The organism is Haloferax sp. ATB1 (assembly GCF_000730175.1).
In genome coordinates this window covers 20,633-47,553 of the sequence record NZ_JPES01000112.1, presented here as the reverse complement: position 1 = coordinate 47,553, position 26,921 = coordinate 20,633, and the positions used below count along the sequence as shown (strand labels likewise).

The following is a 26,921-nucleotide window of genomic DNA, read 5'->3' as shown; positions in this document are numbered from 1 at the left end:
CACAGCCACCAGTTGATACCGCCGAGCCTGCCGTTCTACAGCGAAAGTCACCTCCTGCGTTCGGAGGTCGACCAGTATCTGGTCGCGGCCGCCGAGCGGTACGGCGTGGAATACCTCGACGAGACCGAAATCACCGGCGTGGACATCGGGCACGACGAGGTGGCCGTGACGACCGACCGCGGTCGTATCGAGGCGGCGTTCTACGTCGACGGCACCGGCGGGAACTCCGTCCTCGCCGACGAGATGGGGTATCGCGAGGACGCCCCGGAGTTGGAGACGGATTCGCGCGCCATCTTCACGCACGTCGAAGGGCTCGCTCCGTTCGACGAGCTACTCGACGAGGCTGCCCGGCCCGAGCAGTCAAACCGCCTCCACGACGGGACGCTCCACCATGTGTTCGATGGGGGGTGGATGTGGATTATTCCCTTCGACAACTTCGAGCGCTCCGAGGCGAACAAGGCGAGCGTCGGGTTGGTACTCGACCGAACGCAGTACCCCGTCGACGAGTCGGTCAGCGCCGAGCGAGAGGCTCGACGAATCATCGCCGACTTCCCCGATATCGAACGCCACCTCGCGTCGGCGACGACGGTGCGACCGTGGACTCGAACCGGCAGGCTGCAACGGACCGCCAGTCAGTCCGCGGGGCACCGACACTACCTGACCAACAACACGTACGGCTTCGTCGACCCGCTCTACGCGGTCGGGCTCGTGAACACCCTCGAATCCGTCTTCGTGTCGACCAACCTGCTGCTGGACGCGTTCGAAGACGGCGAGTTCTCGGCGGCGCGCTTCGCGCCCATCGACGAGATGCACCGCCGTCAGCTCGCGACCAACGACCGAGTCATCAGCAACGCGTACAAGTCGATGGGCGACTTCCGGCTCTGGAACGCGTGGACCCAGATGTGGCTGGGGCAGGTCCTGTTCCACGACCTGTACATCCAGCGACACTGCTTTACCTACCTCGCGTCGGGACAGCCCGCCGAGTTCGACTCGCTTCTCGAAGAACCGACACCGGGCGACGGCGCGCCGTTCGTCCCGCAGAAAGCCGAGATACACCGACGGATGGGCGAAATACTGGACGCCTACCGGGCGGGCGATGCGAGCGTTGACGAGGCGGCCGGCTTACTGTTCGCGGAACTGCGGCGGGCGGACTGGCTCCCGAAGCACGTCTACGACTGGGGCGACGAGCGGGCGCGGCACGTCGACTTCTCGGACCCCGAACTAGTGGGGAAACTCATTCAGTGGGGGAAGACCGACTCCCCCGAACAGCTTCGAGCGGAACTGTTCGATTTCCCCGTTCCCGAGATGGCGTGACCCCATGAACACGGCTACAGCGGCACCGAGGACTGTGGCTCACTCGTCGTCGTCAGACCCGGGAAGCCGCCGAACGGCTTTCTCCCAGCTATCGCGGGCGGCCTGTCCGGGGTCGGCAAACGGGTCGTAGGTGATGCCTTCTGCGGTTCCGAGCTGACGACTCCCGTCCTGACCGGCCGCGCGTCGCCACAGCGCGACCACCGACGCGAGGACGACCACGGCGAACAGTCCCCCCAAGAAGATGTTGACGGGGTACTCGAGTCTGGGTACGACGAACACGAGGGCCAACGCGAGCGCGGTCAACTGGAACGCAGACAGCAGATAGCTGAGCCACGTCCCAGAGAGTTCGAGCGTCCGGCTCATCTCTCAGGGACATCTCCCCACTCCGGTAAAGACCTTCACTTGACTTGAGGTGCGAGGGAACTTGCTTAAGCTGCGACCGGAGCGACCGAAGGGAGAGAGACAGCGTTCACGAGCGCGGTACCCGCGTGAGCGAACGAGACGTAGGCGTCTCGTTAAGCCGGACACTTGTCAACCATCGAACGAAATCCGCACGAGTTCGACGCACTCGAGTGGCAAGTAGCCATCGCGCGCCGCCGCCGACATTCATGATGATTCCTCACGCCCTGTCGGGGCCGAAATAAACATATGCGGCCGGGCGAGTGTACCAGCACGGATGCCGACGCGAGAGCACATCGACCAGAAGCCCACGAGCGAGCAGCGAAGCGAACTCGCTGCGCAGGACACCCGCGACGACGACGACCGCGTCGCAACGACCCCAAACGGCGCGTACACCGGCGGCTACGCGTATCACGAACTCGACGAAGACGGCGAACTGGTCTGTGGCGGCCACAGCGACGGTCGGTTCGTCGAGGTCACCCGCGCCGAGGCCAAGCGAACGGGCAAGACGCCTGCGGGAAGTGCGAGTGGCTCCTGGAACTACAAACGGAGTCGTCGACTTCCGACTGAGCCGTCGGTTTCTTTCGACCCGCGTGAACTGCCGCGTCGCGTCCGCGACGTGAGAGTTATCGCAACCACGATTCACTCGAACAGCGACCGAGAGGTCGCATCGGGTGTGTCAAACTGAGGCGTTCGTACTGGTCTCCAGCGACCGCATGTTCATCTCGAAAACGCACCGTTGTCGGAGGGTGCGGGTGTGAAGACGGGGCAGCGCGCGTGCGTGTCCGGCCCGACGAGCGTTCGAACGGTTTTCAGCATGAAAGCGGCAACTATTCACCGGATTGTCAACTTCGATCGGGAGGTTAATCACAATCAACTGCAAACTACCCGAGTATGACCTACGAAAACCTGGATTCAGACCTCATCAATGCGCTCTTGGAGGACGGGCGGCGCAGTCTCCGGAGCCTCGCCGAAGAACTCGACGTCTCGGTGACGACCGTCTCGAACCACCTGCGAGACCTCGAAGACGAGGGTATCATCGAGGGCTACACGCCGCGTCTCGATTACGACGCGCTCGGCTATGACGTGACCGCGGTCATGCACCTCAAAGTCGAGGGGAGCGCGCTCACGGATGTCACCGACCTACTCGCAAACGAGCCGCAGATGGTCTCTGTGTACGAGGTCACCGGCGATTACGACGTCCTCGCGGTTGGCAAGTTCAAGAACACAGACGACATGAACCGCCAGATCAAGGCGCTTCTGAACGAAGCACCGATTCGCGAGTCGAACACGAGTGTCGTCCTCAACGCGGTCTCCGAAAACGAGCAGTTCGACCTCGACGCCGGCGACGCCTAAAACTCAGTCGACGCGTAACTCGAACCGCGCCCCGCCGTCGGTGCCCTCCGAGACCCGCACTTCCCAGCCGTGTGCGGCCGCGACCTGCGAAACGATGTTCAGGCCGAAGCCGGTGCCCTCGGGAGACGTGGTGTAGCCAGCTTCGAACACGGTGTCGCGGTCGTCCTCGGGGATGCCCGGCCCGTCGTCTTCGACCGAAAAGCCGTCGGGGGTCTCGCGGATGGTGACGGTCACGTCGCCGTCGCCGGAGCCGTGTTCGACCGAATTCCGAAACAGGTTTTCGAGGAGTTGCTGGAGTTGGTCGCGGTCGGCGTCAACGACGGCGTCGGTCTCGACGGTCAGCGTCGCACCGTCGGTGACGACGTTCTGCCAGCACGCCCGCGCGAGATCGGCCAGCCCGACCGGTTCGACCTCCATGGCGTCGTCGCCGTGGTGGGCGAGCACGAGCAGGTCGCTGATGAGGTCGTCCATGCGGTCCAGCGCCCGGTCGATATCGTCGATGTGGTCGCTGTCACAGTCGTCTTGGAGCAACTCGAGGCGGCCCATGGCAACCTGAAGTGGGTTGCGGAGGTCGTGGCTCACGACGCTCGCAAAGCGGTCGAGCCGTTCGTTCTGGGTGACGAGCTCAGTCTCGCGCTCCTTTTGTTCGCTGATGTCACGGTCCATCGCGACGAACAAATCCTCGCCGTCGACGTTGAGCCGGATGAGGTGCACCTCGATGGGGAACGTCGTCCCGTCGCGTCGTTTGAGTTCGCCCTCGAAGCGGTGTGGCTCGTTTCTCGGCAGGTCCGCCCAGAACGACCTCGCGCGGTCCGGGTCGGACGTGGGGTCGAGGTCCCAAACCGTCTTTCCGATGAGTTCAGTCTCGCTGTAGCCCAACTCCTCGCACATCCGCTGGTTGACCTCTTGGATGTTCCCGTTGACGTCGTGAATCGCGATGAGGTCCGGGGAATTCTCGAACAGCGCTTCGAGACGGGCTGTGCTCGACCGCAGGAGGTTCTCGTAGCATTTCCGCGTCGTCACGTCGTCTTGGAAGCCAACGAAGAGGTCGACAGCTCCGTCGTCGTCGAAGATGGGGGCGACGCGAACGCGATTCCAGAATTCGGTGCCGTCCTTGCGGTAGTTCAGGAGCTCGGTCGTTACGGGTTCGCGTTCGTTGATTGCCGCCCGGAGTTCGGCGACGGCCGCCTCGTCCGTCGCTTCGCCCTGCAGGAATCGACAGTTTCGCCCGATGGCTTCGTCACGACTGTATCCGGTGAGGTCGGTGAACTCGTCGTTGGCGTAGACGATGGGGTTGTCGGCTTGGGAGGGGTCGGTGAGGACGACGCCGATCGGTGCCTCGTCAATCGCTCGCTCCCGACGCGACAGTTGCGTTTCGAACTCGTCGCTCCGCGACACTCGCGACAGCGTCCAGACGAGAGACCCGTCGGCTGCGTCCGTGAGTGTGTGCTCCACGTCGACGAGGTCGCCGTCCTTCCGCACGAGCGACGACTGCCCCGACGACTGCCCCTCGCGCGCTTCGGGGAGTACCGAATCGGAGACCGCCTGTCCGTCGTCGTCGGGATAGAACGCCTCCCAGTGACGACCGAGGAGTTCCGCGCGCTCGTAGCCGAACAGCTCAGTACAGGCCGCGTTGGCGTACTCGATAACACCGTTGTCGCCGAGGATACAGACGGCGTCGGTCGCGTTCTCGATGGCCGCCAGTCCGCGGTCGCTGTCCCGTGAGGCCCGAACGCGCTCGACAGCGTTCTCGATGCGGTTGGCGAGCAGTCGGTACTGGGTGGTGTCGTCGCCCTTCTGAAGATAATCCGTCACGCCCGCGTCGAGCGCCTCGTCCACAATCTCCTCGCGAGCGATTCCGGAAAAGAGGATAACTGGGAGCTCCGGATACTCGTCGCGGACGCTCGCCAGCACGTCGAGGCCGTCGAGGTCGGGCATATCGTAGTCGCAGACGACGCAGTCGAACGTCGGGTCGTCGCGCCGAACCCGGTCGACCGCGACCCGTGGGTCCGTCTCGGTATGGACGGTGATCTGCTCGCGCTCGCGTTCCAGCGCCGCCGCGACGAGCGCCGAGAACTCGGGGTCGTCGTCGACGTGCAAGACGTCGATAGGCGACGACTCCGAGAGCGAACGCGGCGTGTCGCGAAGCGAGTCCATTCGTGAGGGGAACGTGACCGCACCGCATCATAATGGTTGCTGCTCGCGGGACGACCGGATGGGGGACGGGTCCCCTCAGTCGTCGAGGTCGTCGATGGTGTAGTACACCTTCACCTTGCCGGGGTTCCCGCGGTCGGAGTCGATGGGGACCGTGTTGGTCACCTGCTGTGGGTTATCGCACGCGAGCGTGATATCGACCGGCTCGCTCCCCTCGTCCGGTGCCCCGGTGAACCAGTCCCTTGGCGGCTCTCGCTCCGTGATTTTCGTCACGATTGTCTTCGGTTCCGACCCACTTCGGGGGACCTTGAAGTTGTCAATCGCCACGCCGATGTTTCGCGTCGCCCCCGTTGGGAGCCTGAGCGACGTGTGTTCGGACTGCCCGCCGCGGATGTCGTGTTCGATCTCCAGTTCGAGCGCGCCTTCACCCGGACCTTGCCCGCTGATGAACTCGACTTTCTCCGCGCGGACGACAACCTCACACAGGTCGCCGTGGTCGTCGTCCGGACCGCCGGCGATGGCTCCTGTGTGGACCTGAACGTGGTCGGGTTTTTCGAGGCTGATGGACTTGATTCCGCCGTAGATTCGGAAGCCGTCTGACTTCCCCCAGACGGTTCCGTTCGCCGTACTCCCGGACACCTGGTCTCCCGGGCCCGTGGTGACGGGCAGTCCGCCGAGCCTGCCACCTACTTTTTCGATGTCGCCAGTCGCCTGAATCGTGTAGTCGGACTTTCCGGCACCGAGGCCTTCCAGCACGACGTAGTGCTTCGGGTTTGCCATGTCAACGCACCACAAACTGATATCAACTCGCGACTGGTTAATTGTTATGAATGTTCAAACAGTTCACACGATTGTCGAGTTTGGAACGCGACGTGCTTCGGCCCGAATCGGAGCGCAGTCGGAGAGTCTGTGGGACGGTGACCACAGCGTCTCCGGCGGACAGCAGTCGATAGAAAAGGGAACGCAGTACGGACCTCTCAACTCAGACAGAGGGAGCGAACGGCTTAGTTGGCGGCTGTACGCCTCGGGTTCGGGGTTCTGGTGCTGGGGTAGGGCCACCTCTCGTACTAAAACGTACTGGCCGGTTTGTAAACACAGCGCTTATAATTAGAACACTATTTTCGAAAGGTGATGACAGCCCCCGACGAATCCGAACGCAGCACGCCATCGCGGCTCGCCCGCGCCCTCTTCGCGAGCGGTCTCGCCGTCCTCGCGATTCGCAACCTGACCGACCTCGACGGCCGCATCGCCTACGCCGAGGCGAAAGGCGTCCCCGAAGCGGACCGACTCGTCCCCGCGGCGAGCGGTCTGCTCCTCGGCGGGAGTATCGGTATCGGCCTCTGGAAACTGCCCAAGCTCGCCGCCGCGAGCGTCGCGGCGTTCTTCGCCGGCGTCACGCCGACGATGCACGACTTCTGGGCCGTCGACGACGACGCCCGCGACGAGGAACTCACCTCGTTCCTGCAGAACCTGACGCTGTTCGGCGCGGCGGTCGCGTTCTTCAAGCGCGCGTCGGCCGAGTAACGACAGACCGACACACAACCCCCTCGTTTTCTGCGGTCACGTATCGACGGCATACTCGTCAATCTGGTCGACGCCTCGCCAGAGCGTGTACAGATACCACAGTCCGACGACGGTCCACCCAACCGCGACGAGCGGAGAGCCATCGAACCACCAATGCACCGCAAAGCCGAACGCGGAGAGGGCGAGGACCTGGTACAGTCGATAGTGAGCGGACACGGCTTCGAGTAGCGACCGCCGCGATTGTAGTTCTTCTCCGGCGCATACCCCACCGTTTCCAGTATTATCGGCGGCGGCCGACCACCGCGTCAGGACGAGTCCGCGCCGTCGCGGTCGAACGACTACCGACGGACCGACGCGCAACCTCTCGTTGGTTTGCGGTCACACGTTGAGTGCGTCGTCCTCCGCTTCAGCCTCGCGTCTGAGCGTGTATACGTTGAGTAATCCGACGATGACCCATCCGGCCGCGATGAGCGCTGAGCCATCGACGAACCAGTATACTGCGAAGAGGAACGCGGCGAGAACGAGGAACTGTTGGAGTCGGATGCGGCGGGACACGGTCCCACCTGACGCGTGCTGTGGTCGTAGTTCTTGCTCACGCCGCGGACACCTCCACCGTTTCCAGTATTATCGGCGACGGCCACCGGCCACCGCGTCAGGCCGAGCGCACATCGTCGCCGTCGTCGTCACCGGCGGTGTCGTCGGCGTCGCCGTCGCGGTCGGCTGCACGGTGGAAGCCGACGAGGAACTCGAGTGCGCCGTCGTCGTCCCGAATCGGGCGGATGTCGAGGTGGTTCCAGAACGGTTCGCCGTCGGCGTCGTAGCTGCGAACCTCGGTCGAAATCGGCTCGCCGGCGTCGACGGCCGCCTGAATCTCGGCGACCGTTTCAGGGTCCGTCTCGGGGCCGGAGAGGAACCGGTAGTTACGCCCCGTCACCGACTCGGCATCGTAGCCCGTGAGCGTCTCGAACGCCTCGTTGTGAGAGACGATTGGGGTGTCGGCCTGTGAGGGGTCGATGACGACGATGCCGACGTCGAGGGCGTCGAGCACCCGGTTTTTCAGTTCGACCTCCGCGCGCAACGCGTCGACCTCGGTGAGTTCTTGGACGATACAGACGTGTCCGCCGTCGTCTATCTGCGTCAACACGAGCCGCTCGGGAACCGCTTCGCCGTCTTTGGTGACGCCGGTCGAAAAGCCCCGCCACGACCCCTCGGCTTCGAGTTGCGGGAGGATTTCGTCGTAGAAGCGCTGTGCCTCCTCGTCGGGGTAGAGGACGTCCCAGTGCTCGCCGATGAGTTCGGTCCGGTCGCGGTCGTAGAGCGCGGCGTACGCCTCGTTCATGTACTGGTAGACGCCGTCGCCGTCGATGATGCCGATACCCTCTTCGGCGGATTCGATGGCGAGAAAGCCGCGTCGCATGTACCGCTCGGCCCGGTGTTTCTTGACGAGGTTCGAGACCTTGTTCGCCAACACGGGGTACTCTTCGGGACCGCCCTTCTGGAGGTACTCGTCGACGCCGGCGGAGATAGCGCGGCTCGCTATCTCTTCGCTTCCCTTCCCGGTAAAGAGGACGAAGGGAATCTCGATGCCCCGCTCGCGCGCCGCCGTGAGGAGTTCGAGTCCATCCATCACCGGCATGTCGTAGTCGCTCACAACGCAGTCGTACGCGCCGTCAGTGAGTTCGTCGAGCGCCGACACCGGTTCGGTGTACGTCTCCGTCTCGGCGTCGTCGAGTTCGCGTTCGAGAAAGGTCGCGGACAGCTCCACCATCGACTCGTTATCATCGACCAACAGAATTCGCATGGCACGCCGCTCGGTGCTGAATGGGGTGACATCGCGGAGCGGAGACACGTCCATACAGTGATACTGTTGCCTCAGGGCCATAAAAACAGCTACGCCGACAGTCGTGCTCGGCGGCCGTGCGATGCGGACCGTCCCGGTCGCTCAACCCCGGGAACCAAGAGAACAAAAATCTGTATAGAATATATATTACTAGATGATGTCGGTGGCAATAAATTATATGCGATGTGACGCAGTTGACATCCTCATATGGAAGTGGTTAGAAGCGTCCGAGAACTCACGGCGGTTCTCGAACAGTTTTCGGAGACGACAGGAGAGATTCACGGGCTGGAACTGACCAGCGAGGCCGACCCGAGTGAAGACGGCACAGCGGCTTCGATCACCGTCGAGTACGACTTCGCGTCGGAGTGCGCGGTCGACCCGGACCGACTCTCCGTGTCATCCCCGTCGGCGTCGATAACCGACGGCCGACTTCGACTCGAACTCGACGTGGCGCTTGCGCCCCCGGCGGCCCCGGGTGCCGGCAAAGAGTCACTGTCGGCTGAGCACGCCGCCACCGACGACGACCCCGAGCCGGCGGACGCGCCGGTCGCCCCGAGCCGGCGGACGCGCCGGTCGCCCGAGCCGACGGTTCAGGGGCGCGTGGCTCAAGGGGCAGCGCCCCCGTCGCATCGGTCGTGTCGCCACCGACGATGGAGTTCGCGGCCCCGACGGCGAGAGACGGAACGACGGGGGAGGACCAGCCCACACCGGCATCGGCGGACGGCTCCGTTGAGGCGGATACAGAGACGAGTCCGGACACGAATACGGACATGGCCCCGGACACCAGCACGAACACGGAGCCAGACGCGGACGCCAAGGCAGACGCCGACTCGGTGCCGGCGCATCACGACCCCGTTCGGCTTCGCGAGGCCTACGAGGCTTGCGAGACGTTCAAGGAAATGACCGACGCGCTCGGCGTCGACGTGACTCCCCAGACCGTCCGCAACCAGATGATTCAACACGGGATTCACGAACCGGAGTCGTACGGCGCGCCGACCGAATCGGCGTCTTCGAGCGAGTCGACCGAGTCGACCGAGTCGGAGGACGAACCACAGCACACCGGCCCGAGCAACTCCGACGAGGATAGCGCGAGCGAGACGGAACTGTCTCCCGAGTCGGGAGGTGACGACACCGCCAACGCGGCGGAACGCGACACGCAAGTCGACGCCGAATCCGACGTGAGCGCCGAGTCAGCATCGGCGTCCGAACCGAAGCCAGACCCGAAGTCGGTGTCGGACCAGAAGTCGGCGTCGCAGTCTGACGCTGAGACGGATTCGGCCTCGGACGCCGAGCCAGTCGCGGTCGACACCGACGAGCCGAGAACGACGACCGAGGACGCGTCCACCGCGACCGCCCTCCCGCCGCTTCCCGCGTCGGTGTCCTCGCTCGACTGCTCGACCGAAGACGTGTGCGCGGCCGTCACGGGCGCGAAGACGCTGTACGAAGTCGAACGCCGTCTCGGTCTCGACCGCGCCGACGTTCGCGAGGTGCTGACTGCGCTCGACCTCCTCGACCTCGTCACCGGACGGATGGCGCGGCGCGACGCCTCGGCGGCGAGCCCCGACGACGTCCGAACGCGAGTACACGCCGCGCTCGTCGAAGGGACTAAGTGAACTTGCTAGGCGAGCGCCGGCGCTACCTCGTTCGCGTCGTCGTGTCGGCGCATCGTCAAGAGGTGGTGGGGCCCCCCAGATGGGGGGAGGATGGAACGAGAACGAGAATCAAGTAACCAGTCACAGGTGGTGACTCTCTCGCCCTCGTACTCGTTGTGTTAGTCGAGAGTGATATAGATTTGGATAGTAGATACTGTTCGATGATACTGACGGTATATCTTTGCTGAAGGGGGAATGGAGAACGATTTTGCGATGGAACGACCTCCGAATCGAGAAGGCGGAAACCGTTCTCAACTGGTACGCAATCGGCCAGTGGATTTAAATATACCTATCGAGGCTACCGGAAGTACGTACCACCCTCATCATGAGTGCCCAGCGACTCGTGTCGGGGTTGTCGCGCGGCAACGCCGGATGTGCCCACCGGACCGAAGATGGACCGCACCACTGCGTACGAACCTCTCTATCGCAGTTATGTCACCTATATAACACTCTTACCAGCGGTTATCACACCCGCCTCGGTGCGGACTGATGTGCCTCCGCACACACCACCACAGACAACTCTCAGTCGTACTGTAACGGTGATACTGGTGTTAGTACTCACGACCGCGACGTTCCCCGCCGGTGCGGCGGGCGTCGCGGCGGGGGAGGACGCGAGCGCACCCGATTCGAACGTCCAGTTGGCGATGAACGCGTCCGCGCCGGCGGCCGTGACCATCACCGAACTCCAGTCGAACACGACCGACGGCGACGCCTCGGCCTACGCGGGGCAGTTCGTCAGCGTCACCGGGACGGTGACCGCGACGAACGCCGACGGCTTCTTCCTGCAGAACGCCTCCGCGGCCGACGTGCGGCACAGCGCCGTCTACGTCTACGCAGGCGGGTCGTCAGACGCGACCCACGGCGACGAGGTGCGCGTCGACGCGCCCGTCACCGAGTACTACGGCTTGACCCAACTCGACCTGACGAACGACAGCGCCTCGCTGTCGACGACCGGAAGCGGGTCGGTCCCCGAGGCGACCGCCCTCGCGACGGAAAACGTCTCCCAAGAGGCCTACGAGAGTGTGCTCGTCAGCGTGCACGATGTCGAGGTCACGGCGACGCCCGGTCAGTACGGCGAGTGGGCCGTCACCGACGGCTCCGGCCCGGTCGCCATCGACGACGTGACGACCGGCGACGACACCACGCCCTCGGAGGTCGGCAGCACCGCCGACGCCATCGAGGGGCCGGTGTTCTACAGCTTCGAGGAGTACAAGATGCAGCCCGCGTCGGTGACGAACCTGACCGCCCCCGCGGGCGGTGACAATGGCGACGCCGGCAACGACACCGCGGGCGCGAACGCGACGACCATCACGCTCGTCGGCTTCAACGACATCGGCAAGGCGGCCGCCGGCTCCGGCGACGACAAGCTCGGCCGGATGATTACGCTCATCAACCGTGAGCGCGCCAACGCCACCGGCCCCGTCTTCGTGGCCGGCGGCGGCGACGAACTCAGCCCGCACGCCCTCCGCAACTACGACGGCTTGGAGCACGGCTACGAGCCACCGGTGACGGCGATGAACCTCATCGACCCCGACGCCGAGGTCGTCCAGAACCACGAACTCGACTACGACGAGGACGCGGGGACGAACGACTTCGCCGTCTTCGAGGCCATCGCTAACGAGTCGACCTACCCGTGGCTCCTCTCCAACGTCGTCGACGAGGAGACGGGCGAGAACCTCCCCGGGACGCAGAACTACACCGTCGTCGAGCGCGGCGGCGTGAAAGTCGGCTTCTTCGGCCTGACCGACGAGGCCATCAACGCGAAGACCGACGGCGTCATCGAACGCAACGGCTACACCGTCGTCGACCCGACGACCGCCGCCCAGCGGACCGTCGACACGCTCCGAAACGAGGAGGACGTGGACGTGGTCGTCGCGCTGGCCCCGGTCGGCATTCCGGACTCGAAGGACCTCGCGCGGAACGTCGACGGCATCGACGCGCTCGTCTCCGGCGACGACCAACAGCGCTACCCGCCGCAGACCACCAACGGCGTCCTCATCGGCGAGACCACCGGAAGGCAAACGCCATCATGACGATGGAACTGACCGTCGATAACGGGAGCGTCACCGACGCCTCCGGCGAACTCGTCGACGTGACGACCGACATCCCGCGCAACGACTCGTGGCAGACGTACATCAACCCGCTGCGCGAGGACTATCTCAACACGGAACTCGCGACGGCGGTCATGCCCGAGCACACGGGCGTCGGCTCCAACTACACCGACGACTCGGCGACGGGTCACCTCATCACCGACGGCGTCCGCGGCTACACCGGTGCCGACGTGGCCGTGACGAACGCCGGCGGCATCCGCGACACGCTCTACCCGAGCGACTACGCCGCGGGCGAGGAGTTCAACATCACCCGCGGGATGGTCACGTCGACGCTCTCGTTCGGCAACCACATCGTCGTGGTCGAGGTGACCGGCGCGGAGCTCCGCGAGGTCGTCAAGAGCCAAATCACGCCGCTGGAGATGGACAACCAGTACGGCACCCAGACCCAACAGCAGGTCAGCGGCGTCACCTTCGAGTGGGTGCCCCACAGCGATAGCTCGTCGCCCGGCGAGGGCGACGCGACGATTCGCGACCTCACGGTGAACGGCGAACCCGTCAACGACTCGGCGACGTACACGCTGGCGACCAACTCCTACATCGCCGACGGCGGCAGCGGCTACCCGCTCGCCGACAAGCTGCGCGTGGCGGTCCTGAACGAGACGACGATGGCCGACGGCGTCATCGGCTCCCTGCAGAACCGCTCGACTATCGCGGCCGCCGAAGTCGACACCGAGTCCGACGACCGGATGCGCCGGGTCGACACGGCGGTCGACGCCGACGCGGTCGACGTGACGAGCGGCGACAGCCAGACGACGGTCACTATCGACGCACCCTCGCGCGTGACCGGCGTGAGTGGGACCGCCGCCTTCGCCGACCGCAACGGCGGCTACGTCGAGACGACGAACGTCGCCTACGACGACGCGAGCGGCACCGTCACCGTCTCGGTGCCGACGAGCGACCTCGACGCCTTCGGGACGCCGGTGACCGCGCCGGACTCGGGCGTCGACCTCTACGTCGACTACACCGACAGCGCGTATTCGAGCCGGTACGAGAACTTCGATTCCGCGGTGCTGAACGTCGACCTCGACGGCGAGGCGACGACGCCCGACCCGACGCCCGAACCGACCGACGGCGTCGCGCTCGCGGTCGGCTCGAACGGCCAGTCCGTCCCCCTCGGCGACACCCGGGCGTTCGACATCACCGCGAGTGACGCCGCCAGCGGCGTCGGCGCGTACGAACTGACGCTCACGGTCGGCGATTCGAGCGTGGCCCGCATCACAGGCGTCCAGTTCCCCGACGAGCCCGGCTTCTCGGCGGTCAACGTCAGCGACGACGGGAGGACGGTCCACATCGAGGCCGCCGGCATCGACGCCGCCGACGACGCGAACGACTCGCAGGTTCTGGCGACCGTGACGGTCGAGGGCGTCGCGCTCGGCGGTTCGACGGCGCTCGAACTGACCCCGACGGCGACCTACGACCCCGACGGCACGGCCTACGCGGTGTCGAACATCGACAACCGACCCGTCAGTGTCGAACCCGGCGACCTCACCGGCAACGGCCGCGCGATGGCCGACCACGACGGCGACGGCACCTTCGAGGACGTGAACGGCGACGGCAGCGTGGACGTCGTAGACGCGCAGGCGCTGTTCGTGAACCGCGACGCCGAGCCGGTCCAGTCGAGCAGCCCCGCGTTCGACCTCAACGACGATGGTCGCGTCGACGTGGGCGACGTGCAGCGGCTGTTCGCCTCGACGAATGCGTAAGCCGAACTCGAATTGGACCGGCCGGACCGCACTCGCGGCGTTCGCAGCGCTCGTCTGTCTGAGCGCCGTCGCGCCGCCCGCGCTCGCCGCGACCGACACGACCGTCGGCTTCGACACTGACGCGGCGACCGTCGAACCCGACTCGACGCGGACGTTCGACATCGTCGTCGACAGCGTCGACGCCGGCGTCGGCGCGTACAACCTGACGGTCGAACTCGACGACCCGTCGGTTGGTCGCATCGCCGAGGTCGCCACCCCTGACGGCACCGACCCGCGACTGCGGGACGTGTCGTACGACACCGAGCGCACGGTCGCCTCGGTTCGCGTCGTCGGCCTCGACACCGACGACACTGGTTCGGTGGCCGTCGCGACCATCACCGTCGAAACCGCCGACGCCACCGTCGACGGCGCGCTCGACGTGTCCGTATCCGCCCTCGGCGACGAGGACGGCAACTCCTACACCGTCACCGATACGTCGGGGCTCGACCTCTCCGTCTCGGAGTCGGCCGGCGGCGGGGGTTCCGGCGGTGGCGACAGTGGCGGTGACGGGGACACCGGCGACGACACCGATGATTCGACCAACGATGGCGACGCTGGCGACGACACCGACGACGGTTCGGACTCCGGGTCGGACGGCAATTCCGACGCGGACGACGAGCCGGACGATTCGACCGACCAGCCTTCGACAACCGAGTCGGCGGCGGAGTCGCCAACGGCAACCGCGTCGCCCGCGAGCCCGACGACGACTGACGACGGTGCGACGGCCGCCAGTGCGACAGACACGCAGTCCGCGACCGAGACGACCGAGCGCCGGACAACGGCGACCGGCGTTCCCGGTTTCGGTGTCGCTCCCGCGGTCGTCGCCATCGCGGCGTTCCTGTTCGGGTTCGGACGACGGGCACGACACGAGGACTGAGCGAACACGGGTCCTAGCGGACCTGTGTCGAATCTTTATCCGTGTGGGCGTCTAGCAGGGAGGTATGAACGGCCCGGACACCGCGGACGAAACGAGCTTCTATCTCGACTACGAGCTACAGGTCGACGCGACCCGCGACGCCGTAGCGAAGCTCGCTCGTGAGGTCCTCCAGTACGAGTGGGCCGACTACCTCCGCGCGTCGCCGCCGGAGGGTCCCCACACGTGGCACGCCCTCGACTCGGGGAAGCCGTGGGGCCGCGTCACCCCCACAGCGTGGGAGCGCGGCCGCGACCGCGGCTTCGACCTCCACTTCGAACACTACCCGACGCCGCGCGCCCTCCAGCGCGGACAGTTCCGTCTCGAACTCCACCTCGAAGACGGTATCCACGGCGACGCCGACTTCTCGGGCGACTCGCCGTACGCGGCGCTTCGCGAGCGACTCGTCGCGGCGTTTGACGAGGCGCGCGACGAACACGACGACCTCCCGGCGGGCGAGTTCGGCACCGGGCGGACGCTCTGGCGGGTCGACTCCCACTTCCTCGCGGGCGACACCGTCGCCTACTACGAGGCGCTCCGTGAGGCGCTGTCGGCGCACGACGCGTTCGTCGACGCCGTGGCGGCCGTCCTTGACGACGAACTCCCCGAGCGCGACCCGTTCGAGCGCGACTGACGCGCCGAGGCGAACCGCCGACTCGCGGGCCGCGTCGAATCGAATTACGCGAGTACCAACCGAGAGTGGTGACGCTCCCGATAGCAGCGCACCCGACGCCCTGACTGCCATCGTTACTCGACGTACGGGTCCGTCAGAGTGACTCCTATCGGTGTAAAGGGAACCGCAACAGAAAGTTCACAATCCATCCGACAATATCACTATATAGCTACATTTGGACACCAATCTCCAAAAACTGCGAAAGAATTATACCTGATACCGTCCGTTAGTGAAATGATGACGCAAACACTCGAGGTCGCCCCGCACGTAATTACGGAGGGTTCGACCATCCGGCATTCGACGCTGTGTACGGAACAGACGGTGGTGGAAATCGAAGACGAGACCGTCCGGACGATGTACGACGACGAGGAGTTCGTCTACCCACGCGAGCAGCTCGCGGTCGACCTTTCGGTCGGTCGGTTCGAAGTCGTCTCCTGACCCCGCCTTCGGGACGGCACGGGCCACCGTCTCGGCTTCCGTCGTCGCTCACGGCTCCCGCGAATCCATCCGGCCCGCCTTGGTTCCCGTTTTCCCCGCTCTCGACTGACTCGTTCGCCACCGGACGCCCGCGAGCGTCCCCGCCGCAGCACGTCTCGAAAATCTAGACGGTTCGACTGCCGACACTATTTTCACGACCCACATGAATCTCCGGCCGTGTCCTCCGCAGACCCTCCGCGCTCGCCGGGCACGCTCGCCGTGAGCGCCAAAGAGACCGGTCAATCGCTGTACGAACGGGCGTACAACACCCTGCTGACGGGCGTGGCGATCATGATCCCCATCGTCGTCACGCTGTACGTCCTGCGCGTCGGCATCGACTTCGTCAGAAACGCCCTCGAACCGTTCATCGAACTCCTGCGCTGGGCAGGTATCATCGGCCGCTTCGAGAGCGTCGAATTCATCAGCCTCCTCATCGACCTCGGTATCTACTCGTTCGTCGTCGATTTCTTCACCGAACTGGTCGCCCTGCTCGTCCTCTTCGCCATCGTCGCGGTCGTGGGGACCATCGGTCGCAACCAGTACGGCGAGAAAATCATCGGCGTGTTCGACCTCGTCATCTCGTCGATTCCGGGCGTCGGCACGGTGTACAAGAGCTTTCGCCGCATGGGCGACGTGGTCCTCGACGAGGGGGCCGACGAGTTCCAGGACGTGAAACTCGTCCAATGTTTCGACGACGACGTGTACGTGCTCGGCTTCCAGACGGGCGGTTCCCCAGCGACCATCGAACAGTCCACCGGCCACAGCGAGATGGTCTCGATGTTCCTTCCGCTCGCACCTAACCCGGTCACCGGCGGCCTGCTCACCTACATCCCCGCCGACGACGTGTACGACATCGACATGACCGTCGAGGAGGGCGTCCGGAGCATCCTCACGAGCGGCGTCGCCACCGACGAGGACGCTGACGCGCTCGGCGTGAACATGTCCGAACTCCGCGGCACGGAGCGGTTACAGGACATCCGCGAGTCGATGATTACGAGGGAACGAGAGAGAACGCAGGACTAGTCTGTCGTCTCGCGCGGCCGCCGGCGAGACTGGCCAGCGGAACAAACTTTTTACTCGATGTTTGTAGAGTGACAGACACGTCCGCGTTCCACGCGCTGTGCGAGGGACAGTAGCCAGGGGCAACGACGCAGGGGCTCCTCGAGCACACGCTCTGTGGCGCGGGCCTGACTAACTATGGCACGGAACACAACGCGTTCTGTTGGGTGGGTCGCTCTGAGCATCTTCGTGTGCGGGTTACTCGTGACCGCGCCAGTTGGCGCGGTCAGCGTGGGCACGTCCGTCGGAGACGGCGGACCGAGTCCCGCACAACTGAGCAACGCGACGGTAACCGTCGACGACTCCGGAGGGGAGGACTACCGGCGGATTCAAGCGGCGGTGGATAACGTCTCTGCCGGCTCCACGGTCGAAGTGCGCCCGGGAACGTACCGCGAGGCGGTGACGGTCGACAAGAACCTCACGCTGGCCGCCCCGGACGGCGCGGTGCTGAACGGGTCGACGCTCGGCTCCGAGGCGAGCGCAATCGAAATCGTCGGAGCTGCCGAACCGCTGATTTCGGGCTTCACCATCAGTCGCTACGGTACCGCGGGCATCGACGCACAGGACACCACCGGCGCGTGGGAAGCGACCGACCTCGAAATCACCGAGACTGACGGCTTCATGGGGACCGGCGTCAACGCCGAAGGTTCGAGCGGGGACTGGGTCGTCTCGAACGCGGTCGTTCGGGACAGCTACCGAAACGGGGTCAACGCTCGGCAGTCGGGCGGCTCGTGGCTGCTCGAAAACGTCACCGTGACCGACACCGTGTTCGGAACCGGCATTCGCGCCGACGAATCGACGCGGGACTGGACGATTCGGAACGCGACCGTTTCCGACACGCGAGACGACACGACCGGTATCGCCGTCTTCGAGACGACCGGCGATTGGACGATTACCGAGACGACGGTCGTCAACAACTCCCGCGACGGAATCGAAGCGACGAACACGGCCGGTTCGTGGCGGATTACGAACAGCACCATCGTCGGAAACGGACAGTTCGGCGTCAACGTCGGCGGCCCGGCGACGGCGACCACGACCGGCGCGAACTGGTCGATTATCGGCTCGGACATCGAGGCAAACGGGAATGCGGGCGTCAACGCCGAAGACGTGACTGGGCCGTGGCGGATTCACGACTCTCGGGTGGTCGATAACGGCGTCGGTGTCGACGCCACCGGCGCGACCGAACGCGGTGCTGTCGAGCGGAACTGGTGGGGCGCGACGGACGGCCCGTCTGGTGCGGCAAACGGCTCCGGTGACGCCGCGACCGGAAACCTCTCGGTCACGCCGTACTACACCGATTCGGCGCTGACGACGCTCTCGAACGCGTCGTCGGGACCCGTCGACGTCGAGACGTCGTCGACGATGATTTCGCCGGCGGAATCGGGCACGCTTCGGACGGAGGTTACCAACACCGGCGACACCGACGTCTCGGTCACCGTCGCCTTTGACGACCTCGCGGGCGTGACCGTCCAAGAGGTCGATACCAACGTCGGGACGTGGAGTAACGAAACCAACGAGTGGGAGATAAGCCCACTGCAGGCGGACACGACCGCTTCGTTGCGTCTCGACGTGAGCGCGGACACCACCGCAACGTCGCTCCCGGACGAGCGGACCGTCTCGGCGACGATGACCGCCGGCGAGACGACCCGGTCGCTCAGCTATCCGGTCACCGTGGCGGCGACCGACGACCTCTCGATGACCGTCGGCACCGCGACCGCAGAACCCACCGAGACGGTCACGATCCCCGTCGAGACCGAGCCGGTCCGCGGCGGTGTCTACTACGCCGGAACCGTCTCTTTCGACCCGTCTGTCGTGCACGTCGAGAACGTCACGATGGACGACGAAGACGCGTTCGTCTGGTCGGAGGCCGACAACCAGAACGGCATCGCCGAGTTCGGCATCGAAAGCGCCGCCTACCTCGCAGATCCGACGGTGAACGTGACGTTCGACGTCGTCGGGGCCGGCGGGGCGACGACCTCGGTGAACGTCAGCGACCGGACGGTCTACACGACCGGCGCGAATTACGTCGACTTCCCCGTCGCGAACGGGTCGGTCACCGTCGCGTCCGGGGGGAGCGGGACGACCGACACGGCACCGCCGGCGCTCGATAGCGTGGCCGCACGGCAGGACGACGACATCGCCGTGACCGTCTCTTCGAACGAGTCGCTCGCGTCGCTCACGGGCGTGCTCACCGATAGCGACAGCGTGTACCGCGAGCAGATCACGCTGAGCGCGTTCGACGAGTCGGTCGTGAACGGGACGTACGTGTACGAGACCGTGTACAGCGGGGCCGGCGACGGCGAGTACGAGTTCACCGCGACCGCGACTGACACCGCCGGTAACGAGGCGACGGAGACGGAGACGTTCGTCATCGGCACCCAGTCGGATCCCGACTCGACGATACAGCTCTTCGTCGAAACGCCGACCGAGGCCGTCGGCGCTCCCGACACTACGACTGTCGAACTCGTCGCCGGCGACGTCGACTCCTTCGTCGGCGCGTACGAGGCGACCATGTCGGTCCCCGCCGATTCGGGCGTTCGCTTCACGTCGACGAGTATCGGCGGGTCGCCCGCCTTCTCGGACGTGGAGTACAGCGAGAACAACACGACGGTCCGCTTGAGCGCCGTGGGCATGGAGACCGCAGACGGGCCCTCGCCGGACCTCGCCGAACTCACCGTGACCGTGAACGGGACGGACGGAGCGGCCGAACAACAGATTCCGGTCACGGTCTCCAACGCGAACGTCTCCGATAAGAACGGAACTGAACTGCGCGTTGCGTCGACGGAGAACGGAACGCTGCACGTCGTGACGTTGTCGGCGGTCGGTCCGAGTGAGGAGCCACCGACGGACCCGGACGGCGACGGTCGCTACGAAGACGTCAACGGCGATGGGAACGTCACGGTCTCGGACGTGCAGGCGCTCTTCGCGAACCGGGACCACGCCAGCGTCCGCGAACAGGCAACGCTGTTCGACTTCAACGACAACGGGCAGTTCAACATCGTCGACATCCAGCGCCTGTTCTACAGCGAACTGGGCTGACCCCCCGGCTCGTCTCTGAGCGCGGTCGCTCCCTTCGACGTTCGTTTCGGCCGTTCACGCTCCCTGAATTGTCAGTGGAACTAACACTTATATGCCTGCTCCACGAAGTATGTTCTCAAGGGCCATGGAGTCGCTACCACGAGTTCTCGTCTACGGACCGCCCCCAGAGCGAGCCTGGCATCCGCAAGGTGACGTCGAAGTCCGCTACGTGACCGAGACCGCGCCCCTTCGCCGACTCGTCTCATCGAAGGACCCGACGGTCGTCGTCTGCCTCCACGCGCCGCCGTCCTATCGTGGGGGAGTCGCCGCGCGCGTCACGCGGAACGTAGACGATAGCCAACCGCTCGTCGTCACCGGCTGGGAAACGTCTCGTTCGCCCGCGCTCGCGACGGTCGATTCGGACCTCGTGAAAACCGTCGGTCTCCCGGACGACGAACCGCTTCCGGAGGCGTTGTTCGACGTCGTCGACAAAGTCGGTGCCGGCCTCGCCGCCCACGCCTAACTCATCGCCGCGGCGAGTCTCGCCTTCCACGAGTGCGAACCGGCGAGCCGGCGGCAACCTTCCATCTGACCGTAACAATTAGCATGCTTGATGCTTCTTGTCGAAGCAGACACGTCGTAGTAATCACGCGCTCGTGCGGCGATTCGCGGCAGTACGAACTGTGAGGGGCTGCTGCCGACCGCCACCAGCGATGCGGTTTCGCTCAGCCAACGCCGTGCGTGACTCGTGATGGGTCGACGAATCAAAACCGACACCAACTATGAGTTCTTCGTACACGCCCAGTTCAACGCGAGTCGTCCGGATGGCGTCCGACCCCGTGGGGGATGCCGAATGACACCGAACGCGCGCCACTGTCTGGTGGTGTTTTCGGTCCTCGCGCTCGCGGTCGCGCCGGGAATCGGTGCCGCTGCCGGGTCGACGGACGTCGCGCTCGACCCGACCGACCAGACCGTTGCGAATGGGGAGACGACGACGTTTGACGTGGTCGTGACGAACGCCTCCGGCGGCGTCGGCGCGGCCAACATCACGTTCTCGCTCGCCAACGAGACCGCGGATATCACGCAGGTCACGTTCAGCCACAACGCGGCGGAGGTCACGACGACGTACGCGAGTGACAACAGCTCCGCGACGCTCACCGGCTACGGACTCGACACGAACCAGACCGGTTCGGTCGTCGTCGCCACCGTCACGGTCGCGGGGAACGCGACGAGCGCGGCCGAAACCACGGTCACGCCCCACGTCAACGCCCTCGGCGACGAGGACGGCAACGACTACACGGTCGGTGAGGAGCGGTCCGCACGGCTCGAGGTGACGACTTCGTCGTCGGGCGGCGGCGGCGATGACGGCGGAGACGATAGTGACGGTGGCGGTGGCTCCGACGACGGCGGGAGCGGCGACACGGTGTCCACGACGGTCACGAACCTCTCGCTCGCGACGACGAGCGTCGAAACCGGCGAGGACGTCGAAGTCGCGGCGACCGTGCTGAACGACGGCGACGTGACGACGAACGCCACGGTCAATCTCACGGTCGACGGGTCCGTTCGAACGATGAAGACCGTCTCCGACCTCGAACCCGGTAACGAATCGACGGTCGTGTTCCTCCCGGCGTTCCAGCAGGCGGGGACGTACAACCTCTCCGTCGGCGGCAAATCGGCGACGGTGACGGTCACCGAGCCCACCACGACGACCTCCGACCCGGTGACGACCGAGACGCCGACGGAGACGGAGAGCCAAGCGCCCGGATTCGGCGTGCTGCCGGCGCTCGTCTCGCTGGTCGCGCTCCTCGGTGCGGCGCGTCTGCGGGCCCACTAACTCGCTTTCGACTCGCTGGCTCCCCGAGTGGGCGGTCGGAAGTCGAGGCATCGACGCGCACCCGATTTTTTGACTGCACCAGCGGTCGCTCGACTCACCGAGTTCCCGCGGTCGCGCCGTCTTCGGGTAGGGGTCGGCGGAACCACATACACTTAATGTGAGCGCTCGTGAGACTCGCGATAGAGAACACTAATGGGCTACCGTCGAGCACTTTCGTTCGGTTGGGAGACGCGCGACACACTCGCCGTGCTCGTCATCGCCCTCACCGTCTCGTTTCTCGTCGGCGCCGCGGTCCTCGGCGTCTCGCTCGGACAGCAGACGACGACCATCTCAGACGAGTTCGGGTCCAACTATCACGTCGAGCACGTGGAGTCTCCGGCGAGCGCCGCGGGCGCTGACGAGTCCGGAGTCCGACTCGTCTTCGTCCGTGCGACCGTCGACGGGGCGCCTGCGACGGTCGTCGGCATCCCGGCGGACGCCCCGGAGCTTTCCGTTCGAGGACAGACGATTAGCTTTCCCCGCCCGGACCCCGGGACGCTCGCCGTCGTCGGCGGACCACCGGCCGGCGAGACCGTCTCGCTGACGACCGACGAGACGGAAACGACGGTCACGCTCACGGACCGCTCGGGCCACCGGGTGCTCCAAGACGGCTGGTATCTCAGTCGCACCGAGACGCTCTCGGGGCTCGAGGCGACCGACGTAGTCCGTATCGAACGGGCGGACGGCGGACCAGCGACGCCGCTGTTGTCGGCACTGCAGTTTTTCGTCCTCGGGACCGGCCAACTGGTTCGGTTGCTCCAACTCGCGACGCTGGCGAGCGGCATCCTCGTCGGCGTGACGACCTACAGCGTCATCCGACTCACGGTCAAAGAGCGGCGGCCGGACATCGCCGTGCTCCGCTCGACCGGGGCGACGCCGCGGCAAATCGTCGGCGTCTACACGCTCCGTGCGGTCGTGCTGGCGACCGTCGGACTGGCGCTCGGGTACAGCATCGGCATCATCCTCGTTCGTGCGGTCCTGAACGCGGCGATTTACGCCGGCCTCCCGACCTCGCTCGCGCTCGCGCTCACGCCGACGGTCGTCGGCCTGCTCGGACTGGCGTCGGCGGTGCTCCTCGTCGCGGGCGTCGTCGCCGGCCTGACCGCGTCGTACCCCGAAGCGACGAAGCCGCTCGACCGGCTGACGTCGCCGGGACAGCCAACCGCAGACGGGTCCCGGTCGCCATTCAGACGGCTCTTCGAGACGCGGTTGCTCGGGTGGGAAGCGGCCGTCCCAACCGTGGCGACGCTGAGCGTGTTCATGGGCGTCGTGCTGTTGCTGTCGGCCGTCATCGGCGCGGTCGGTCCGCTGTCGGGCGTCGGCCAGCAGACGATTACAGAGCCGGACGCACCGCATCCCATCGCCAGTACCGTCCCTGAGTCGTACGCGTCTGCGCTCCGCAGTCAGGGCGTCGCGGTCAGTCCGGAGATTCTCCTCTTCGAGGTGCATCGCAGTACGCCGTTCGTCGCGCGGGGGGTGAACTACTCCGCGTACGGGTCGTTCAGCCAGACGCGGCTGACCGAGGGCCGAGCGCCCGAGGCAGACAACGAGGCGCTCGTCGGCGCGAGCCTCTCGGAGGCGACCGGCCTCGCGGTCGGCGAGACGCTGGTTCTCGGCGGGAGTACGACGCCCGGCATCACGCGCGTCGAAATCGTCGGACAGTTTGCCGGAACGGGAATCCAAGACGACCAGCTTCTCGTCTCACTCGACACGGCGCGTCACCTCACGACGACGGGTCGAAACGGAGTTCAGTTCATCAGAACCCGCGGGCTCGCGGGCGACGACGCGAGCGCTTCGACGATCGTGGTCACCGACGCGACGGTCACCCGTCGCGACGGGAACTTCGGCGTCGCCGTCGAGGCCACGAATCTCGGGCTGAGCGATGCCTCGCGGCCCGTCTCGGTCACGCTCGGCGACGCGACAGCGGAGACCACGCTGTCGGTGCCCAGTCGCCGGTCGACGACGACCTTCGTCGCGTTCGAGCCGCCGGGGGCAGGCACTGTCTCCCTCTCGGTGGCCGACGTGACCAAGTCGGTGACGGTCGACGAGCGAGGCCGCGTCGTCGACCCGCTCAGCGTGACCGTCCCGACGTTAATACCCGTCGGCGGTGCGCCGCGAATCGGCGTCACACGCGGCGGCGAGCCGGTCGCGAACGCGACGGTCTCGGTCGACGGCCGGGGTCAGACCCGAACGACGGACGCCGACGGGACGACCCGAATCCAGTTCAACGACACGGGGACGTACGTCGTCTCGGCTCGCGCCGACTCGCAACAGCGCAACACCACGGTCACCGTCTCCGCGGACGCGACTCGACAGCCGGTCCAGACGCTCTCGCTCTCGCCGCAGACGCCGACGCTGTTCACGTCGCCGACGGTGACGACGCGCCTCGCCAACCCGTGGACGCGGCCACTGAACGCGACGGTGGCCGTCCGCGGACCGGGGACGGACGTCGAACGCGCCGTCTCGCTCGCACCCGGCGGGAGCAGTCGCGTCGCTGTGACCCTCCCGCAGCGGCCGGCCGGAGAGTACACCGTCTCGTCGCAGGTCGGCGCGAGCGAACCGGCCACGCTCACGTATCGCGTCCGCGGCGACGAGCGGTTGGCGACCGCGCTCGCGGGGAGCGGTCGCTACACCAGCGGCGGCGGCATCGCGCAGGCGATTCAGCTCGTCTTCGGGAACCTCGAAGTGCTCCTCGCCGCGGTCGTCGCGCTCGTGAGCCTCATGACCGTCGGGAGCACGACCGCGGCGTTCACGCGGAGCACCTACGGCGTTCGGAAGACCATCGGCGTGTACCGCGCGACCGGGGCGCGCCGGACCGACATCCTCCGGCTCGTCCTCTTCGACACGCTCAAAATCGGACTCCTCGCGTCGGTCGCCGCGTTCGCCATCGCGACCGCGGCCGTGACGGCGCTCTTGTCGCTCGGCGAACTCCGCGTGTTCGGCGTCGCGCTCACGCCGGTGTTCTCCCCGGGCGTCGTCGCCGGGATGGTTCTCGCAGGCCTCGGACTCGCGGTCACGAGCGCCTGTCTCGCGACGGGCTATCTGTTAGTTCAGGACCCCGCCGCACTCTTAGTGGATAGACATATACCGGAGCCCGAGGGAAAGGATAGTATCACCAATGAGTAACGGACGCCGCCGCGGGTTCGCGATTCTCATCGCGGCTGTCGCCCTCGCGTTCGCCCTCCGCGCCCTCCCCCTTTATTGGAGCAGCTATCCCTCCACGCTCGACGGGTTCGACTACGCGTGGTTAGCGAAGACGGCCACCGAGACGGGTGCGCTCCCGCTCACCCAACGAGCGGACACCCTCGTGTTTAGCACCTATCTGAGCGTCGTGTCGCTCGTCACCGACGCCGTTCCCTCCGAGCGATTCAACCGCTCGCGACGGTCGTCGGCGGGGTTATCTGTTTTGTCGGTGGCGTCGTCGCTCGCCGCGTGCTCCACGACACCGGGTCGCGCGACGAGACCGCCACGGCGGTTGGGGCGGTGACGGCGACACTCCTCGCCATTCAGGGGCTGTTCCTCCGTCGGACCGCCGTTCCCGACGAGGAGATTCTCGGCATCCTCCTCGTGATTACGCTCGCGTTCTGCCTGCATCTCGCGCTCCGCAGTCAGCGCCTTCGCTGGTGGCTCGTCGTCGGGCTTCTCCTCGCCGTGTTCCCGATGACGCACACGTTCTCGACGTTCATCGCCGCGCTCGTGGTGACCGCGCTCGTCGTGCGCCACATCTCCGTTCGCCTGTCGCTGCGGTCGGTGCTCGGTCCGGGCGCGCTCGCGGTCGCCTTCTGGGCGTACATGTTCTCGTACTACCGCTTCGCCGAGTCGTCGACGACGCTCAGCGTTCCGTACGTGGGCCGCGTCACCGCCTACCCCGGGCTCTTTCTCGCGTGGCTTATCCTCCTCGCCATCGGCATCGTGTGGGTGCAACGGACCGGTCGCCGGGTCAAACAGGTCTCGTATCTCGCCGTCGTCGGGTCGTTTTTCGGTATCGTCGGGCTCAACGCCGTCTCGCCGATATTCCCGGGCACGACCGCGACGCCGCCGCTCATCTTGGGGCTCGTCGCGATTCTCGGCGTGTTCGCGGTCACCGCCGCCTTCGGGCTCGACCTGTTCGAGTCGTACCGCGGCGGCGCGATACCGACGGCGATGTTCCTCGCGCCGGTCACCATCATCGGGTTCGGCCTCACCGCGTCGCTCACTCCCGAGTACTACGATACGGTCATGCGCGCGCAGACGTTCCTGCACGTTCCGGCGGCGATGCTCGTGGGACTCGTCCTCGTTCGCCTCCTGCAGGGCGTCTCGCGTTCGACGTCGGGACGCGCGCTCCGTCTCGCGCTCGTCGCGGTCGTGCTCGTGTCGACGCTCGCGACCGCACCGCTCGCGTACCTCACGATGGACACCGCGACCGTTCCCTCTACGACCTACGAGTCCGAGTTCGAAGGCGTCCGGTTCGCCTCCACGCACACCGACTCGCCGTGGCTGAGCGACCACTCGCTGACGCGGGTCGGGACGCATTACTTCAACGCGCAGGTCGGCTACAGCGCCGTCGCGAACTGGCTCTCCGGCGGGCCGAGCCCCGACTGTCTCGTCATCTCGCAGCGCTCGTGGACGACGTCGGGCGCGCACCTCTTCCCGAACGCGCCGGAGACCGTCTCCCCGGCCGTGTACGCCAACTGGACCGCGACGCGGAACGTCGTCTACGCCAACACCGGGAACGACCCCGTCTCGGTGTCCCGGCCGGTCGGGAATGCGACGTGCACGGCCGCGACGAACCGGACGGTCTGACCGAGTAGCCGTACACTATACATAGGTGAAGCAT

The 26,921-nt window shown here is 65.9% G+C and carries 23 protein-coding genes; 17 read left to right on the top strand and 6 right to left on the bottom strand.

Translation table 11 applies throughout. From position 1 onward, the window contains the following. Positions 1-1,314 (top strand): NAD(P)/FAD-dependent oxidoreductase (locus ATB1_RS18545; protein ID WP_042666354.1); only part of this gene is annotated, 1,314 nt, incomplete at its 5' end. A gap of 39 nt (positions 1,315-1,353) precedes the next feature. On the opposite strand, the gene ATB1_RS18540 is transcribed toward ATB1_RS18545, so the two are convergent. Beyond that, positions 1,354-1,677 carry a hypothetical protein gene (locus tag ATB1_RS18540; protein WP_042666333.1) on the bottom strand — a complete coding sequence of 108 codons (324 nt, stop codon included), beginning with the start codon at positions 1,675-1,677 and terminating at the stop codon, positions 1,354-1,356. Positions 1,678-1,990: 313 nt separating this feature from the next. Between ATB1_RS18540 and ATB1_RS18535 the strand changes: the two genes are divergently transcribed. Together ATB1_RS18535 and lrp are read left to right on the top strand one after the other, a co-directional pair. After that, positions 1,991-2,401, top strand: a complete 411-nt coding sequence (locus ATB1_RS18535) for a hypothetical protein (protein WP_241768361.1) — start codon at positions 1,991-1,993, stop codon at positions 2,399-2,401. A 206-nt stretch (positions 2,402-2,607) separates the two neighbouring features. Next, positions 2,608-3,069 (top strand): HTH-type transcriptional regulator Lrp, encoded by a 462-nt coding sequence (gene lrp / locus ATB1_RS18530; RefSeq protein WP_008095972.1) that lies wholly within the window; start codon positions 2,608-2,610, stop codon positions 3,067-3,069. A gap of 3 nt (positions 3,070-3,072) precedes the next feature. Here the strand turns inward: lrp and ATB1_RS18525 are convergent, their stop codons facing one another. Further along, entirely contained in the window at positions 3,073-5,226 is a 2,154-nt protein-coding gene (locus tag ATB1_RS18525; protein WP_042666331.1) for a PAS domain S-box protein, read from the bottom strand. Between the two features lie 75 nt (positions 5,227-5,301). Further along, positions 5,302-6,003 (bottom strand): hypothetical protein, encoded by a 702-nt coding sequence (locus ATB1_RS18520; RefSeq protein WP_082256489.1) that lies wholly within the window; start codon positions 6,001-6,003, stop codon positions 5,302-5,304. A gap of 351 nt (positions 6,004-6,354) precedes the next feature. Between ATB1_RS18520 and ATB1_RS18515 the strand changes: the two genes are divergently transcribed. Next, on the top strand, positions 6,355-6,747 hold the full coding sequence (locus ATB1_RS18515; protein ID WP_042666328.1) for a DoxX family membrane protein: 393 nt from the start codon (positions 6,355-6,357) through the stop codon (positions 6,745-6,747). Between the two features lie 36 nt (positions 6,748-6,783). Here the strand turns inward: ATB1_RS18515 and ATB1_RS18510 are convergent, their stop codons facing one another. From ATB1_RS18510 to ATB1_RS18505, 3 genes are all read right to left on the bottom strand, one after another. After that, entirely contained in the window at positions 6,784-6,963 is a 180-nt protein-coding gene (locus ATB1_RS18510; protein ID WP_042666349.1) for a hypothetical protein, read from the bottom strand. Positions 6,964-7,125: 162 nt separating this feature from the next. Beyond that, the gene (locus tag ATB1_RS22630) at positions 7,126-7,302 is read right to left on the bottom strand and encodes a hypothetical protein (RefSeq protein WP_198526154.1); all 177 of its coding nucleotides are present in this window, start codon (positions 7,300-7,302) and stop codon (positions 7,126-7,128) included. 97 nt (positions 7,303-7,399) lie between these two features. Further along, complete coding sequence (locus ATB1_RS18505) at positions 7,400-8,602, bottom strand: PAS domain-containing protein (protein WP_042666327.1); 1,203 nt, start codon at positions 8,600-8,602, stop codon at positions 7,400-7,402. A 635-nt stretch (positions 8,603-9,237) separates the two neighbouring features. Here ATB1_RS18505 and ATB1_RS18500 point away from each other — a divergent pair. The 13 genes from ATB1_RS18500 (at position 9,238) to ATB1_RS18450 (ending at position 26,887) form a co-directional block, all read left to right on the top strand. Next, positions 9,238-10,200, top strand: a complete 963-nt coding sequence (locus tag ATB1_RS18500; RefSeq protein ID WP_241768360.1) for an MSCRAMM family adhesin SdrC — start codon at positions 9,238-9,240, stop codon at positions 10,198-10,200. A gap of 587 nt (positions 10,201-10,787) precedes the next feature. Further along, the gene (locus ATB1_RS23645) at positions 10,788-12,272 is read left to right on the top strand and encodes a hypothetical protein (RefSeq protein WP_241768359.1); all 1,485 of its coding nucleotides are present in this window, start codon (positions 10,788-10,790) and stop codon (positions 12,270-12,272) included. Then, complete coding sequence (locus ATB1_RS23640; protein ID WP_241768358.1) at positions 12,269-14,053, top strand: 5'-nucleotidase C-terminal domain-containing protein; 1,785 nt, start codon at positions 12,269-12,271, stop codon at positions 14,051-14,053. Before ATB1_RS23645 ends, ATB1_RS23640 begins: the two co-directional genes overlap by 4 nt. After that, positions 14,046-14,969, top strand: a complete 924-nt coding sequence (locus tag ATB1_RS18490) for a hypothetical protein (RefSeq protein WP_042666326.1) — start codon at positions 14,046-14,048, stop codon at positions 14,967-14,969. The genes ATB1_RS23640 and ATB1_RS18490 overlap by 8 nt, the downstream gene beginning before the upstream one ends. Before the next feature lie 64 nt (positions 14,970-15,033). Beyond that, on the top strand, positions 15,034-15,639 hold the full coding sequence (locus ATB1_RS18485) for a hypothetical protein (protein ID WP_042666324.1): 606 nt from the start codon (positions 15,034-15,036) through the stop codon (positions 15,637-15,639). 276 nt (positions 15,640-15,915) lie between these two features. Beyond that, positions 15,916-16,116: a hypothetical protein gene (locus ATB1_RS18480; protein WP_004041906.1), complete on the top strand. Its 201-nt coding sequence runs from the start codon at positions 15,916-15,918 to the stop codon at positions 16,114-16,116. 258 nt (positions 16,117-16,374) lie between these two features. Beyond that, on the top strand, positions 16,375-17,178 hold the full coding sequence (locus tag ATB1_RS18475; RefSeq protein ID WP_042666346.1) for a DUF502 domain-containing protein: 804 nt from the start codon (positions 16,375-16,377) through the stop codon (positions 17,176-17,178). A gap of 174 nt (positions 17,179-17,352) precedes the next feature. Then, complete coding sequence (locus ATB1_RS18470) at positions 17,353-20,253, top strand: right-handed parallel beta-helix repeat-containing protein (RefSeq protein ID WP_042666322.1); 2,901 nt, start codon at positions 17,353-17,355, stop codon at positions 20,251-20,253. Positions 20,254-20,377: 124 nt separating this feature from the next. Beyond that, positions 20,378-20,755, top strand: coding sequence for a hypothetical protein (locus tag ATB1_RS18465; protein WP_241768357.1), 378 nt, complete (start codon positions 20,378-20,380; stop codon positions 20,753-20,755). Positions 20,756-21,085: 330 nt separating this feature from the next. Beyond that, the gene (locus tag ATB1_RS18460; RefSeq protein WP_042666343.1) at positions 21,086-22,066 is read left to right on the top strand and encodes a CARDB domain-containing protein; all 981 of its coding nucleotides are present in this window, start codon (positions 21,086-21,088) and stop codon (positions 22,064-22,066) included. Positions 22,067-22,258: 192 nt separating this feature from the next. Then, positions 22,259-25,231, top strand: coding sequence for an FtsX-like permease family protein (locus ATB1_RS18455; RefSeq protein WP_042666320.1), 2,973 nt, complete (start codon positions 22,259-22,261; stop codon positions 25,229-25,231). Next, the gene (locus tag ATB1_RS23635; protein WP_241768356.1) at positions 25,224-25,592 is read left to right on the top strand and encodes a hypothetical protein; all 369 of its coding nucleotides are present in this window, start codon (positions 25,224-25,226) and stop codon (positions 25,590-25,592) included. Before ATB1_RS18455 ends, ATB1_RS23635 begins: the two co-directional genes overlap by 8 nt. Then, entirely contained in the window at positions 25,538-26,887 is a 1,350-nt protein-coding gene (locus ATB1_RS18450; RefSeq protein WP_241768355.1) for a hypothetical protein, read from the top strand. Before ATB1_RS23635 ends, ATB1_RS18450 begins: the two co-directional genes overlap by 55 nt. Positions 26,888-26,921 lie beyond the last annotated feature (34 nt).